The organism is Caenispirillum salinarum (genome assembly GCF_044803115.1).
GTDB lineage: Bacteria > Pseudomonadota > Alphaproteobacteria > Rhodospirillales > Rhodospirillaceae > Caenispirillum > Caenispirillum salinarum_A.
Genome location: NZ_CP085224.1, coordinates 1852889 through 1867399 on the forward strand (window position 1 = coordinate 1852889; position 14511 = coordinate 1867399).

A 14511-nucleotide genomic window follows, 5' to 3' on the forward strand; every position below is an offset into this window, starting at 1 on the left:
CCGCGCCGATAGTGGCCTGGTTTTCAAAGCCGATTGACATCCGGGCGCGCATGTTTGATGCAGTGCGTGCCAAGGCGCGCCGGGGTGAACTGCGGATCAGCGTCCCGATCGGCTATATCTGGCACCGCGACATCGGGCTTGGGTTCGATCCCGACATCCGGCTGCAGCAGGTGATCCGGCTGGTGTTCGAGAGGTTCCGCCAGCTCGGCAGCGCGCGGCAGACACACCTGTCGCTGGCGACGGAGGGCGTGGTCTTTCCACGCCCGTCTGATGGAAAGCGGCTGACCTCCTTCGACTGGACGCCGATCCGCTATCGCAACGTCATCGGCGTTCTGAAAAATCCCTTCTGTGCAGGTGCTTATGCCTACGGAAAGAGTGAGAAGCGGATCGCGATAGTCGATGGGCGGGCGCGCAAATCCTACGGTCACGGCAAGCCGCCTGAGGAGTGGGAGGTCCTGACCCGCGATCACCATGAAGGCTATATCGACTGGATGGAATACGAGCGGAACCAGGCCCTGCTGGCCGCGAACGCCTACGGCCGTGTCGGTGGACAGAAGTCCGGCCGTGGCGGTCGGGCGCTGCTTGCAGGCATACTCACCTGCGGGCGCTGTGGCCGGGGACTGGCGGTTGCCTACACCGGTGCTCCACCCGGCCGCCCGGAGCTATGGCGGAAAGTGGGTGACAGCCTGAGAAGGGGGTGGCGTATCGTGGAGGTGTCTTACGCCTTCCACATCTCCAACAAGGGAGTGATACGCCATGACCGACGATACCGTTGTCGCCCTGCGCCAGCCAGGGGAAACCGACGATCCGCTGACCGAGGTTCTGCGTGCCGGGGCGCGGCAGCTTTTGGCGCAAGCCGTGGAGGCCGAGGTCGCGGCCATGCTTGCCGAGCATGAACACCTGACGACGGAAGACGGCCGGCGGCGCCTGGTCCGTCACGGCCACGGCCCGGAGCGCGAGATCCTGACGGGCATCGGCCCCGTTCCCGTGCGACGGCCGAAGGTGCGGGACCGTGGCGCCGATGGAGAAGGCCGCATTCGCTTCACCTCTGCCATCCTGCCGCGGTTCGCCCGACGCACGCGGTCCATCGACGCCGTCCTGCCGACGCTCTACCTGCGCGGCCTGTCGAGTGGCGACTTCCAGGACGCCCTGGAGGCGCTGCTTGGCAAGGAGGCGCCCGGCCTGTCGCCGCAGGTGATCAGCCGCCTGAAGGCGGAATGGCAGGCCGAATACGACCGCTGGCGCAAGCGCGACCTGACGGCCCGGCAGTACGTCTACATCTGGGCCGATGGCGTCTACCTCCAGGGCCGCATGGAAGACGAGAAGCAGAGCATCCTCGTCATCATAGGTGCCACGCCGGAAGGCCGGAAGGAATTGGTCGGCCCTGAAAAACGCCGAAGGCATTGAAATCCGGGGATTCCCAGGCGGGGCCAAATATCGGAAAATGCAGGGAATCGCCCCGTGACCCGCTGATTTCTGGTGTTTTTCGATGCGACCGTCCCGCCCCTCCGCCGGTAAGACCGACCTGTTCCGCGAGCGTCTGGACAACATCATCAACCCGCGCCATTCGCTGGTGCGTCTGGCCGGGGTGGTGCCCTGGGATCGGTTTGATGATGCCTTCGGCGGGTTTTTCAAGCCTGTCGGGCGGAAGGCGAAGCCGACCCGGCTGATGGTCGGCCTCCACTATCTGAAGCACATCCACGACCTGTCCGACGAGGAGGTGGTGGAGCGGTGGGTGGAAAATCCCTATTGGCAGCATTTCTGCGGGTTTGAGTTCTTCCAGCACGAGCCGCCCATCGACGCCAGCACGATGACGCGCTGGCGCAAGCGCATCGGCCCGGAAGGCATGGAGGAGGTCCTGAGGGCCACGGTGGAGGCCGCACTGCGGGCGGGGGCGGCGAAGCCGTCGTCGCTGGAGCGCGTCAGCGTGGACACCACCGTGCAGCCCAAGGCCATCGCGCACCCGACGGACAGCCGCTTGTACCTCCGCGCCTTGCAGACCCTGGTCCGCCAGGCGAAGCGCCATGGCATCGTGCTGCGGCAGAGCTACACCCGGCTGGCGAAGCGGGCCTCCATCAAGGCCGGCCGCTATGCCCATGCCCGGCAGTTTCGCCGCATGCGCCGCGAGCTGAAGCGGCTGCGCACCTTCCTCGGGCGCGTGTATCGCGACGTGGGCCGTAAGATCGCCGGCGACGACCTGCTGGAAGGTAAGCGTGGCTCTGCTCCCACGCTGATCAGCCGTTGGCGGCGGCTTGAGTGGCCTTCCAGTTCCACGGCAACAGGTCGTCGAGGCAGCTTTCGGGAAAGTCGGCCACGATCGTTTCGAGGACATCCTTCAGGTATGCGAAGGGCTCGACGTCGTTCAGCTTCGCCGTCTCAATGAGCGACGCCACGATGGCCCAGTGATCGCCGCCGCCATCGGAGCCGGCGAATAGTGTATTTTTGCGTGTAATTGCCGTCGACCGTTCATTCTGCCCATGTCGGCCAATATTATATCGTCCGTTACCGTTGGCACGCGCTTTTCGGTCGGCGCGTCCGAATCGAGCGGGTCGATAATCGCAGGGCAGGTCAGTTCGTCCATGTCGAAGTGCTCCCTGGGGTCTTCACCGTGGTGGCCGCATGGATGCTCGACGCGGCGGCGTGCACAGGGATGGACATCGGCGCTCCGCGTGTATCTCTGGCCGCACTTTCCGATCTCGACGGCCTTCTGAAGCAGCGCGGTCTGAGGCCAAACTCTCCAGGTGACATCACTGCCGGAGAGGAGCGGGCCGATGCAAGATCCACCGTCCAGGCCGTCATCACCGAAGCAACTTCAGATGCCGTTCGCCTCGACGCGGCTGCGGGGGATGAGCCTTCACGATCGCCAGCAGGTCGTGATCCGTCTGGCGATCCTGCTGACCGAAGCGGCCGGGGCCGCCGGCACGGAGGGACGCGATGATGGACGGTGACATCCTCCCGCCGGCGGTTTTACAGCGGAAGGCGGTGGTCTACGTGCGGCAGTCCACGCAGACGCAGGTGGAGGTCAACACGGAGAGCCGGCGGCGCCAGTACGAACTGGTCGAGGTTGCCCGAGCCCGCGGATTTCGGACGGTCGAGGTTATCGACGACGATCTGGGGCGCTCTGCAAGCGGCATGGTGGCCCGGCCGGGATTCGAGAAACTCGTTGCTGCGCTCTGCGCCGGCGAAATTGGGGCGGTGCTCTGCTTCGACGCTTCGCGGCTGGCCCGCAACGGCCGGGACTGGCACCATCTGCTTGAGTTGTGCGGCCTTGTAGAGGCGCGCGTGATCGACCTTGATGGGGTGTATGATCCTTGCCGGCCAAACGATCGGCTTCTGCTCGGCATGAAGGGCAGCATCAGCGAGTTCGAACTCGGCGTGATCCGGGCGCGCATGTTCGATGCGGTGCGTGCCAAGGCGCGCCGGGGTGAACTGCGGATCAGCGTCCCGATCGGCTATATCTGGCACCGCGACATCGGGCTTGGGTTCGATCCCGACATCCGGCTGCAGCAGGTGATCCGGCTGGTGTTTGAGAGGTTCCGCCTGCTCGGCAGCGCGCGGCAGACACACCTGTCGCTGGCGACGGAGGGCGTGGTCTTTCCACGCCCGTCTGATGGAAAGCGGCTGACCTCCTTTGACTGGACGCCGATCCGCTATCGCAACGTCATCGGCGTTCTGAAAAACCCCTTCTATGCAGGTGCTTACGCCTACGGAAAGAGTGAGAAGCGGATTGCGATAGTCGATGGGCGGGCGCGCAAATCCTACGGTCACGGCAAGCCGCCTGAGGAGTGGGAGGTCCTGATCCGCGATCACCATGAAGGCTATATCGACTGGATGGAATACGAGCGGAACCAGGCCCTGCTGGCCGCGAACGCCTACGGCCGTGTTGGTGGGCAGAAGTCTGGTCGTGGCGGTCGGGCGCTGCTTGCGGGCATACTCACCTGCGGGCGCTGTGGCCGGGGACTGGCGGTTGCCTACACCGGTGCTCCACCCGGCCGCCCGACCTACCGTTGCGACCGGCCGAACCTCATGCTCGGCCTGCCGCGCTGCCTTGGCTTCGGCGGTGCCCGTGTGGATGCGGCGATCGCAGCGGAGATACTGCGGGTGGTCGAGCCGATGGCGGTCGAGGCGGCACTGGAGGCTGAGCGGATGCACAGGGAAGGAGAGGCCGAGCGCCGGCGCGTTATAGAACTCGACCTGCAGCAGGCCGAGTATGACGCCTCGCTTGCCGAGCGGCGCTATGCTGCCTGCGACCCCGAGAACCGTCTCATCGCCGCACAGCTCGAAAAGCATTGGGAAGCCTCGCTCCGCCGCGTCGAGGCCGTGCGGGCGCGCCTCGCTGCGCTGGACACGCCGCATCCGACGGCACCAATGCCCGATTTCAACGGATTGGCGACCGATCTCGCCGTTGCCTGGTCGGCGCCGGGCGTCACCACGCGCACAAGGCAGCAACTGATCCGGTCGCTGATCTCCGACATCATCGCCGATGTCGACGAAACGACGCGGGACGTGGTGCTGACCATCCACTGGCGCGGCGGCCAACATTCGCAGCTTCGTGTCCGGAAGCCGAGGACCGGGGAGCATGGTTGCCAAACGCCTGAGGAGGCTCTTGCCGTGATGGAACACATGGCGGCGCGCTTCTCCGACACCGACATCGCGGCCACCTTGAATCGGATGGGTGTGCGGACCGGCCAGGGCAAGACCTGGACGGCACATCGCGTTGCTTCCATTCGCCGGGTGCGCGGCATCAGCGCGTTCCGTTCGGCGGAAAAGGACGGTGTCTGGCTCACCATGCGCGAGGCCGCCGCCAAGCTCGGCGTCACGAGTCATGTGATCCGCAATCTGATAAAGAGCGGCAAGCTGCCTGCCGAGCAGGTCGTGCCGGGCGCGCCATGGCAAATCCAGGCCAAAAATCTTGAGAAAGCCAGCGTCATCGACGCCCTCAAGCATAGGGGCCGCCCGCGTCATGCGGCCGACCCTGACCAATTCCCAATGTTTCCAGATAGTTGAAGAGGAGGGGTATAATGACTCCACACTCGTTACCGGCCTGATGCAACGCTCGACGGCGTTGGTGTCCATCTCGACACGACCGTCGTCTAGGAAGACGCAGAGGCCGTCCCAGTGGTTGACGGCGTAGCGCAGGGTCTCGCCGAGGGGCGACTTGCCGGACACGCGGGCGAGCTGCATGTCGATCCAGGCGCGCATGTCCTCCACCATGGGCCGGCTGCGGGCCTGCCGTTCCGCCTGGCGCGCCTCGGCCGACGGGCCCCGGATTTCGCGCTCGACGCCATACAGGTCCGCGATCCGACGCAGTGCCTCCTCGGCCACGGGCGAGCCCTGCTTCGCGTGGAGATCGTAGAACTTGCGCCGCAGGTGGCTCCAGCAGAAGGCGAGCGTGATCGGCAGCGGCGGGTCGCCCCCGGAGCGCTTGGTCACCAGGCTCTTGTAGGCGCCATAGCCGTCCACCTGGAGCACGCCGGCAAAGCCGTCCAGGTGCTCGCGCGGGTGGGCTGCACCGCGGCCGCCGGCATAGAGATAGGCGACCGCCGGCGGATCGCCGCCGCTCCAAGGCCGGTCGTCGCGGGCGTAGGCCCAGAGCTGGGCCGTCTTCGTCTTGCCGCGCCCGGGGTCGAGCACCGGCAGGCGCGTCTCGTCGGCATAGAGCTTCGAGGACGACAGCAGGTTCCGCCGCAGCCGCTCATGCAGCGGAGCCAGCCACCAGCAGGCCTGGCCGACCCAGCCGGCCAGAACCGACCGGTCGATCTCGATGCCCTGGCGGGCCAGGATGCGCGCCTGCCGGTAAAGCGGCAGGCCGTCGGCATACTTGCCCACCAGCACCTGGGCAATCAGGGCCTCCGTCGGCAGCCCGCCCGCCACCACGTGATCCGGCGCGGGCGCCTGCACCACGCCGCTTTCGCAGGCGCGGCAGCCGTAGCGCGGCCGCCGGGTGACCAGGATGCGGTACTGCATCGGCACCACGTCGAGGCGCCGGCTGACGTCTTCGCCGATCACATGACGCGCGCCGTTGCAGGACGGACAGACCTTGTCCTCCGGCGCGACATCGACGACGCGTTCGATCTCCGGCAGGTCCTTGGGCAGCGAGGCGCGGTCTTCACCCGTCCGCCGCTGGCGCCGTTCGCGCGGCGCGGCATCGGCCTCGGCGCGGACCGCGGCGATGCTCTGCTCCAAATCCTCAAAGGCCAGGGCCAACTGGTCCGGGTCGAGCTTTTCCGACCGCCGCCCGAACATCAGCCGCTTCAACTGCGCAAGGAGATGCTCCAGACGGTCGGCGCGGTCCTTCTCGGTGTCGCGCTCCTCGGCCAACGCCAGCACCAGCCGACGCAGGTCGGCGGGATCGGTCGGCAGATTGTCGAGGTCGAGCGGCATGCCCGGATTTTACCCTTCGGCGACTCGCCAAACCAGCCGGAATGCGGCTCAACAGGCGGCTTTTGGCGTCGTCACCGTACGGCGCCGGACCCGCGACCAGTCGAGCCCTTCGAGCAGCATCGCCATCTGCGCCGGCGACAGCCTCATTACGCCGTCCCGGACCGGCGGCCACGTGAAACGGCTGGTCTCCAGCCGCTTGTAGAACAGGCACAGGCCGCTGCCGTCCCACGCCAGAATCTTGACCCGGTCCAGCCGCTTCGAGCGAAAGATGAAGATGTCGCCGCAAAACGGGTCCTGCCGCAAGGCCTCCTGAACGACGGCGGCCAGACCATCATGCCCCTTGCGGAAGTCCACCGGCCGCGTGCAGAGCACCACCCTGACGCCCGCCGGAACCGCGATCACCGCGGCCTCCGCAGCGCCCCGACGACGGCGACCGCCAAGGCGGGATCGACATGGCCGGACAGCACCGCATGGCCGCCATCGACCACCACGTCGATCCGGCCCGGCCGGCGTTCCAGCGGCGAAGCCGTGGCCTCCTGCGGCGCAGGCGCCTCCATGACAACTTGCGCGAACTCCTGCCCGTCGCGCCGTCCGCCCCGCTTGCTGATGCCGGCTTCGCGCCGCCACGACGTCAGGAGCCCGCGGTTCACGCCATACCGCCGCGCCACGTCCGAGATGCAGGCACCGGGCGCGGCGCTCGCCGCCACGATCTCGGCCTTCTCTTCCGCCGTCCACTGGCGCCGCTGTCGCCGTCCCGTGATCACCTCGACCCGCTGGTAAGGCCTAGCTTCATCCCTGCCTCCAAGCCAGGCATCAAGTCTGTCATCATCCATCGGCCGCCCCCCACATCGTTGAGAAGCCCTCAACATGAAGCACAGCGCAAACCATCAACAGGTGGGAAAGGAGCCCCGCTTACGCTGGAAGGGCGTTTCGCCCACCTGCTTGGCCTGGTCGAACGGCTGCTGGCCCAGAAGCCCAAGGACAAGAACAAGCTCTACGCCCTGCATGCGCCGGAGGTGGTCTGCATCTCCAAGGGCAAGGCCCGCACACCCTACGAGTTCGGCTGCAAGGTCGGCATCGCCGCCACCAACCGCGAGGGCCTCGTGGTCGCCGCGAAGGCCTTCGAGGGAAATCCCTACGACGGCCACACCCTGGCCGCCACCGTGGCGCAGGCGACGGCGCTGTCCGGCGTCGAGCCCGAGCGGGTGTACGTGGACAAGGGCTACCGCGGCCACGACTACAAGGGCGCGGCCTCCGTCATGATCGCGGGCCGAAGCCGTGGCCTGACGCCGACCATGAAGCGCGAGTTGAAACGCAGATCGAGCATCGAGGCCAACATCGGCCACATGAAGAACGAGGGAAGGCTTGATCGGAACTGGCTGCTCGGACACGCTGGCGACGCCATCAACGCCCTCCTTGCGGCCGCCGCCCACAATCTGCGCCTTGCCATCAACGCCCTGGCGCTTTTGCTTGCCTGGATTCTGGCAAGCCGCCCCTCGGCCCATGCAAAATCGGATACTTGGCCCGCGACCCTGACCCCTGGCGCATCAACCGCTTAGCCGTATTTCAGGGCCGACGAATTGGTCGGTTTCCAGGCCGGCTTTCGCGAAAGCGCCCAGAGCTGGCGCGAACTGCTCAACGACATCAAGGGGCGCGGCCTCGCCCAGGGGCCGAAGCTCGCCATCGGCGACGGCGCGCTGGGGTTCTGGAAGGCGCTCGACGAGGTTTATCCCGGCGCCCGCCATCAGCGCTGCTGGGTGCACAAGACGGCTAACGTCCTCAACAAGCTGCCGAAGTCGCGCCAGAGGGCGGCCAAGGAGGATCTCCACGCCATCTGGATGGCCGACGGCCGCGCCGAAGCCGAGGCGGCCATGGACACCTTCGAGGCCAAGTATGGCGCGAAGTACCCCCAGGCCGTCGGCTGCCTGACCAAGGACCGCGTCGCCCTGCTGGCCTTCTACGACTTCCCGGCCGAGCACTGGCAGCACGTGCGAACCTCAAACCCCATCGAGAGCGTCTTCGCCACCGTCCGGCACCGCACCGTGCGCACCAAGGGCTGCCTGTCGCACAAAACCGCCCTGGCGATGGTCTTCAAGCTGGTCACCGCCGCCAGCAAGACCTGGCGCCGACTGTCGGGCAACAACCGCTTGCCCCAGGTGATCAAGGGTGTCAGGTTCCGCGACGGCATTCAGGTGAAGAACGCCGACCAATCCGCCGCCGCCTGATCATGCCGTCACCCACGATTGGTCATAGCTCGGTGGATTGCCAGGGGAATCACGTCAGAGCCCATTGGTTCCTTATGAGTCAGCGTCAGCGCCGCTTGGTATCAGGTCAACACGGCAACCGCGGATCCAGGCGCTCCTGTTGCCGCGTCAGCGCACAAACATCCAATAGCGGTCAAATGGCTTATCGGAATGTCCGACCGTGTATTGGCGTGCAGCATGCTCCTCCAGAAATGCCCTAAGCCCCTTAATCTTGTCCCAGCTTTCGCGGGACTCGAAGTCCTGCGGAAAGACGAAGCACCATTCCTCGTGGGTCTTCAAGTGGACCTTCAATTCATCAATCGGCCAACTGAAAAGCGGGTTGATCCAGGAGCGGCCAGCGAATGCCTCCCGACCAAACAACCAGTAAAGAATGGGCGCGTTTGGCGCCGCCACGAATTCCTTCTCGTCGCACCGTTCCTGCTGATAGAGATCAACCAGCGTCGCCAAAGAATCGCGACGCTCCTCAGACAAATACAATCCCGCCAGTTTCGGCTGGTCGGCCGGAACATAACTCAGCGAAGGACGCCCGTGAACGCCGGGGGCGAATGTGGCCTGAAGCGATAGACCAACAACCACGGTAAACCAAATGGATGCGACGCGAGCCACGCTGATTCGTCCGGCGCGGGGTTCCTCCGCCGTGCGCATCCGCAGCGCCACGAAGGACAACACCACCGCCGTTCCCGAGTACATGATCGCGATGTTGGTCGGGCGCAATGAGGACGTGCTCGCCTGGAGCAGGAAAATGGCGAGCAACGCGCCCGTCATGACGAGGAATTTGGAATGCCCCACAACCCAGCGCCAACTGACGACGAGCGAGAGCGCGAGCAGTCCGAAACTGAAACTCGAAAAAACGTCCACGACGTGAAGGTGACGCAAGGCGATCACCCACAGGACGTCAAGCCATTGCATAAGCGTTGGATGCAAAACGCCTGTTAGGGCCGACCCGAATATCAACTGCAGCGTCGGAATGGCATGCACGGCAACCAGAAACAACAAGCCCAGACCGGCTGTCACCGCGTCAGCCCGCGCGGGCTGCTTTATAATGTGGCCAGCTATGATCCGCAGGGCTAGAAAGAGGAGAAGCGGGCGAAGCAGGACCAAGAGCAGTTGCAGAATACGCGGTCCGATAAGGTCGAACCCATGTTGCCCACCGGTGGGAACCTGGAAGAACGTCTCGAACCCGATACTACTGCCATAGTATGCGACGAGCGCCAGGCCGGTTGCCAGGGCCGCCCCCCCCACTACAAGGACATCGTCCAAAGGAACGCGGCGCAAAAAATACTGAAGCATCAACACGACGCCGATCGCGGGCACTGTCGCAAGGTGCAAAAAGGCTCCGAAAGCCATGATGCATCCCGACAACACCAGCAGAGACCGGCTTTTCCATGTGCCCCGGGCGCCGAATCCGAACTCCGACACAGCAACACCGGCAAGAATGATGACGACCGGTGCGTTTTGATAACTCAGAAGGCTTGTGTACGTGAACAGCAGCGGAATGACCGCAAGCAGGGGCGCCTCCGGCACCCGCCCCGGCGTGGCGCCCAGGGCGCGCAAGACCAGCGCGCTGGCGCCGACGATGACTGCGCAGAAAGCCAGCCGCAACCCATAATAGGTGTCGATGCCGAGAGCCATGAAAATGGCGTTGGCAAAGCCGTAAGGCGCCTGAGGAATGACCGTGTCGTAGGCCATGCCGGGCGTCAAGACGGCCATGGCGTTATACAGGTACGCGCCTTCGTCGTGAAAATCGACCGCCCTGTATGGCATTACGAGAAAGGCCATTACCGCAACGATGGCCCCGGCGGCGCTCCACCAAACGAGTTGGGCTAGAGGACTTGGTATCGGCGCCGCGGCGGCGCTTTTCGGGTCATTCATTTAGCCAGATCGACCATATCTTCGCTGTACGATCCGAAGCGATCAGCCGTTCTTCGGAGACGAACACTGTTAGCTGGAAAAGGCCGGCGTCCGATGCCAAAGCCATTGTTATGATCCAATACCTATATTGGGTGGGGGATCGTGTCCACGCTTATTCGGCCTTTGGATATGATGACGCTGAATCTGCGTGGGCCCGAAAGATGCGATGGGCGGACGCAGCGTTATCAAAAGCCGAAACGTCAGAGCCGTGGCCGCTGCGCCACGCTCAGGAGTGACACGCCAAAGGGCGGCCGCAGCGACGGCGCGACGAGGCAGTCGGCATCGAAGATGGCGCCGAGGATTGAATTGAAGACGCCGCCGCTCAGGTGATTTTCGCTCTTTACCGGCATGGCGGTCGCGTCGATCAGCCTGCGCGCGACCCAGATAGGCGCAAATAGCAAGAAATTAAAGTAATACGTACGCGTAACGGAGAAACCCGCCGTGGCAACCATGCGATTGAACGGCTCGCGTAAGTACCTGCGCTTGTGGTGCGATACTCGGTCCTGCAGGCCCCAGAGGCTTTGAAACGCCGGCACCGTAAACAGCACATGTCCACCGGGACGCGTAACCCTGAAAATTTCCCTGAGGGCCGCCTCGTCATCGTCAACGTGTTCCACGATATCCGTGGCCATCACCAAGTCAAAACTACAGTCGCCGAACGGCATGTCGCGAACATCGGCCTGCCTTACGACCCCCAGGTTTTTCTCTGCGCAGTAGCGAATGGCGTCGGAGCTCATGTCCACACCGGTGACATTTTGGAACCCACTGTCCCGCAGCAGCCGCAGATTGGTTCCCGTACTGGTTCCGACATCCAAAATTGTGGCATCAGCGCCAACACAGAGCCGGCTGATCTCGCGGCCAAACAGGCGGCGACGCCCAACGAACCACCAATGACGGGCTTCCGCCTCGGCTTCAGCGGCATATGTCGTTGACTCCATCGCTTTAAGCCTTCTCTCAGGGGGCCGATTGGCGAAGCGTATGTTGCAGGCTCAGCCAGGTCCACAGGAACAGCCGGTTGTCCGCGCGGCCGCTTCGGTGATTGCCCCAGGCGTCGGCGGCCCATTTGCTCCGCATGCCGCTCACGTCGTCCAAAGGCGGCACCGCCGGCACTTGGCGCATCCAGTCGGCCAGGGGAATGCCGAAGCCCTTCTTGCGACGGTGAATGATGTCTTGCGGAAGCATGGGTTCCAGCGCCTTCTTCAGGAGAAACTTGCGCGTCCCATTGCGGTACTTGAACCAATGCGGCAGGCGCCGGCAAAAATCCACAAGGTCGTTGTCGAGAAAGACCGCGCGTGTCTCAAGCGATGCCATCATCGAGGCCCGGTCGACCTTGGCAAGAATATTGTCCTGCAGGTAGAAACGGGTGAAAAACTGCAACAACCTGTCGACGCGGGAACTCGGGGCGCCGCTTTCCCACAACTCCATCGCTTCCCGATAGACGTCCTCGGTTCGCATGGGCTCGTCGAACAGCGCGTCCGCAAGAGCTGGATCAACAGGGGCCATCCATGCTGGTGCCCAAGCGGCCTCGGGCTGCGAAAGGCCCATGAGGGTCCGGCGCAGCTTGAAATCCAGGCTCATGTTGCGGGACGAGCGCGGAAGGCGCTCCGCCGCTCCTCGCAGGATCCGGTGAAGCGGGGCCGGCACCAATCGGCTGTAAAGAGCAGCCGGCTTCAGAGCCTTGAACGGGTCATAGCCTGCGAAGAGCTCATCACCCCCGTCACCGGACAACGCAACAGTAACGTGTTCCCGCGTGAACGCGCTGAGCATGTGCGTCGGGACGATGGACGGATCGCCGAGGGGTTCGCCCAGGCGATCAAGGACCGCTGGAATAAGGTCGCGGGCCTGGTCGAGGTCCAGAATACGCTGCTGGTGGCACGATCCCACATGGTCCGCCACGGCCTGCGCGTACGGGGACTCATCATAGGATTCCTCGGTGAAGCCTATGGTGAAGGTCTTGATGGTGTCCGGGGCCAGATGCCTCGCGGCCGCGCTCAGCACCGCTCCAGAATCGACGCCGCCGCTGAGGAACACCCCGACCGGAACGTCGCTCACGAGCCGGCGCCCCACCGATTGCACCAGCAGGTGGCGCAGCTCTTCCGCGAGGTCCTCGTCACTCCGCGCCGCTAGAGCATCATCAGGCTCCAGTTCAAACTGCCAATACGGTTCAGTGCGCACCTGTCGCGTTTTCAGGTCGACGACCATCGCGTGGCCGCCCGGCAGCTTGAAAGTGTTCTTATACAAGGACCGTGGCGCAGGAATGTAGCCGTACGCGAAAAGCTTTCGCAACGCGTCACGATCCGGCTCCCGCGGAATGGCGCGGTGCTCGATCACGCCGTCAAGATCACTCGCAAACGCGAAGAGCCCCGGCCCGGTCGCGTAATAGAGCGGCTTTTCCCCAAAGCGGTCTCGGGCAAGGTAGAGCCGGTCCCCCGACACGTCGAGGATAGCGAAGGCGAACATGCCGTTCAGCCGGCTGGCCAATCCCGTACCCCATTCCGCGAAACCGTGAATGAGGACCTCGGTGTCAGAGTGGCTGGTGCGGAATTGATGGCCAGCGGCGACAAGTTCCGCCCGCAGCTCAGCGGCGTTGTAGATCTCACCGTTGTAGACCACGCCGATGCTTTCGGTGGCATTCCACATCGGTTGCGCGCCACCCTCGATGTCGCGCACCGCCAAGCGCCGGTGCCCCAGAAAGACGGCCCGCGCGACATCGACGTGAACCCCCTCGCCGTCGGGCCCGCGATGCCTCAACGCGCGGGTCATGGCCAGCAGGTCGGACGTGTCACCGTGACCGACGAACCCCGCGATCCCGCACATCAGCCAGCGTCGTCCACGTCATCCAGATTGAAGGTCTCCCGCACAAGATAAGAGGTTCGGTTCTGGCTTTCGAAGTATGTCCGTACCAGCATTTCCGCCAGAAGGCCCAACAGGATACTCATGATCCCGATAAGGAACGTCATGGCCGTCAGGCTCGGAAGCGGGGTCAGGATCATGGAGACGCCTTCCGCCAGCTTCAGCCAAATCATATAGAAGCCGCTAACGAGGGAAACCGCCAGCGACGCCATTCCGAAGCCACCGAAAAGATAAATCGGCTTAACAGAGTAACGGTCAAGGTACTTCACCACGATCAGGTCGAGAATGACCTTGAAGATGCGCTCCAGACCATACTTGGACTTACCATATTTGCGGGCATGATGACGTACCGGAATTTCGCAAACCCTGGCCCCCATCCAAGAAGCATAAATCGGGATGAAGCGGTGCATTTCTCCGTAAAGTCGGATGCCTTTTACCACATCGTGGTGATAGGCCTTGAGCGTGCAGCCGTAGTCATGGAGATGCACGCCCGAAATGGTGGAGATGATGCGATTGGCCATCCGGCTGACCAGATTTCGGCGGATGGCAGCGTCCTGCCGGTTCTTGCGCCAGCCCGAAACAACGTCATAGCCCTCGGACATCTTGTCCAACAGCATGGGGATATCATCGGGATCGTTCTGCAGATCGGCGTCAAGCGAGATAATCACGTCGCCGCTGGAATGGTCGATCCCCGCCATCATGGCAGCGGTTTGTCCAAAGTTTCGGCGGAAACTGACGATCTTGAGTTCAGGCCGTAGAACCGCATGTTCACGAAGAACCTGTAGCGACCGGTCCCGGCTGCCATCGTTTACACAGATAACCTCAAAGGTCCGACCCAACCGGTCCATCACCGCAAAAAGCCGTTCGCAAAGGACCGCGATGCTATCTTCTTCGTTGTAGATTGGGATGATCACGGACAACTGAAGCGCTGGCTTTGGCATCGCGCTCGCGCGGCGGACGCTTTTGCGCGCGTCAGTAACTTGCTTTTGCAGACTTTCCATGGAGCACGTTCGCAGTCCTGATATTCCGGTGCGGCGCCTTTTACCACGAACACATTCGCTTGAACACACTCACCATCGGAGCGGTTATGAAATCCAGC

The 14511-nt window shown here is 63.8% G+C and carries 10 protein-coding genes and 6 pseudogenes; 7 read left to right on the forward strand and 9 right to left on the reverse strand.

Annotation, left to right across the window (positions count from 1 at the left end):
* Nucleotides 1–50: 50 nt before the first annotated feature.
* The 3 genes and pseudogenes from LG334_RS08355 to LG334_RS08365 form a co-directional block, all read left to right on the forward strand.
* A complete protein-coding gene (locus LG334_RS08355) occupies nucleotides 51–896 on the forward strand; it encodes a recombinase family protein (RefSeq protein WP_404386335.1) in 846 nt (281 codons plus the stop codon).
* A pseudogene (locus tag LG334_RS08360) lies at nucleotides 811–1383 on the forward strand (transposase); the annotation flags it as partial. The gene LG334_RS08355 and the pseudogene LG334_RS08360, both read left to right, overlap by 86 nt.
* 106 nt (nucleotides 1384–1489) lie before the next feature.
* Nucleotides 1490–2206: pseudogene (locus tag LG334_RS08365) on the forward strand (IS5 family transposase); the annotation flags it as partial.
* Nucleotides 2207–2234: 28 nt separating this feature from the next.
* Here LG334_RS08365 and LG334_RS08370 read toward each other — a convergent pair.
* Nucleotides 2235–2465, reverse strand: a pseudogene (locus LG334_RS08370) (transposase domain-containing protein); the annotation flags it as partial.
* Nucleotides 2363–2581, reverse strand: a complete 219-nt coding sequence (locus LG334_RS08375; protein ID WP_404385112.1) for a hypothetical protein — start codon at nucleotides 2579–2581, stop codon at nucleotides 2363–2365. The pseudogene LG334_RS08370 and the gene LG334_RS08375, both read right to left, overlap by 103 nt.
* A 235-nt stretch (nucleotides 2582–2816) precedes the next feature.
* Here LG334_RS08375 and LG334_RS08380 point away from each other — a divergent pair, with 235 nt between their 5' ends.
* Both LG334_RS08380 and LG334_RS08385 read left to right on the forward strand, forming a co-directional pair.
* Entirely contained in the window at nucleotides 2817–2948 is a 132-nt protein-coding gene (locus LG334_RS08380; RefSeq protein WP_404385114.1) for a hypothetical protein, read from the forward strand.
* Entirely contained in the window at nucleotides 2938–5007 is a 2070-nt protein-coding gene (locus LG334_RS08385; protein WP_404386337.1) for a recombinase family protein, read from the forward strand. The genes LG334_RS08380 and LG334_RS08385 overlap by 11 nt, the downstream gene beginning before the upstream one ends.
* Before the next feature lie 87 nt (nucleotides 5008–5094).
* On the opposite strand, the pseudogene tnpC reads toward LG334_RS08385, so the two are convergent.
* The 3 genes and pseudogenes from tnpC to tnpA form a co-directional block, all read right to left on the reverse strand.
* Nucleotides 5095–6384 (reverse strand): annotated as a pseudogene (tnpC, locus tag LG334_RS08390) (IS66 family transposase); the annotation flags it as partial.
* A gap of 48 nt (nucleotides 6385–6432) precedes the next feature.
* Nucleotides 6433–6786, reverse strand: a complete 354-nt coding sequence (gene tnpB, locus LG334_RS08395) for an IS66 family insertion sequence element accessory protein TnpB (RefSeq protein ID WP_404385116.1) — start codon at nucleotides 6784–6786, stop codon at nucleotides 6433–6435.
* On the reverse strand, nucleotides 6783–7217 hold the full coding sequence (gene tnpA, locus LG334_RS08400; protein ID WP_404385118.1) for an IS66-like element accessory protein TnpA: 435 nt from the start codon (nucleotides 7215–7217) through the stop codon (nucleotides 6783–6785). The genes tnpB and tnpA overlap by 4 nt, the downstream gene beginning before the upstream one ends.
* 84 nt (nucleotides 7218–7301) lie before the next feature.
* On the opposite strand from tnpA, the pseudogene LG334_RS08405 reads away from it, so the two are divergent.
* Nucleotides 7302–7943, forward strand: a pseudogene (locus tag LG334_RS08405) (transposase); the annotation flags it as partial.
* Between the two features lie 18 nt (nucleotides 7944–7961).
* A pseudogene (locus tag LG334_RS08410) lies at nucleotides 7962–8609 on the forward strand (IS256 family transposase); the annotation flags it as partial.
* A gap of 147 nt (nucleotides 8610–8756) precedes the next feature.
* On the opposite strand, the gene LG334_RS08415 reads toward LG334_RS08410, so the two are convergent.
* The 4 genes from LG334_RS08415 to LG334_RS08430 form a co-directional block, all read right to left on the reverse strand.
* A complete protein-coding gene (locus LG334_RS08415) occupies nucleotides 8757–10520 on the reverse strand; it encodes a hypothetical protein (protein WP_404385120.1) in 1764 nt (587 codons plus the stop codon).
* A 239-nt stretch (nucleotides 10521–10759) separates the two neighbouring features.
* Nucleotides 10760–11497, reverse strand: a complete 738-nt coding sequence (locus LG334_RS08420) for a class I SAM-dependent methyltransferase (RefSeq protein WP_404385122.1) — start codon at nucleotides 11495–11497, stop codon at nucleotides 10760–10762.
* Between the two features lie 16 nt (nucleotides 11498–11513).
* Nucleotides 11514–13376, reverse strand: a complete 1863-nt coding sequence (gene asnB / locus LG334_RS08425; protein WP_404385124.1) for an asparagine synthase (glutamine-hydrolyzing) — start codon at nucleotides 13374–13376, stop codon at nucleotides 11514–11516.
* A complete protein-coding gene (locus LG334_RS08430; RefSeq protein WP_404385126.1) occupies nucleotides 13376–14413 on the reverse strand; it encodes a glycosyltransferase family 2 protein in 1038 nt (345 codons plus the stop codon). Before LG334_RS08430 ends, asnB begins: the two co-directional genes overlap by 1 nt.
* Nucleotides 14414–14511 lie beyond the last annotated feature (98 nt).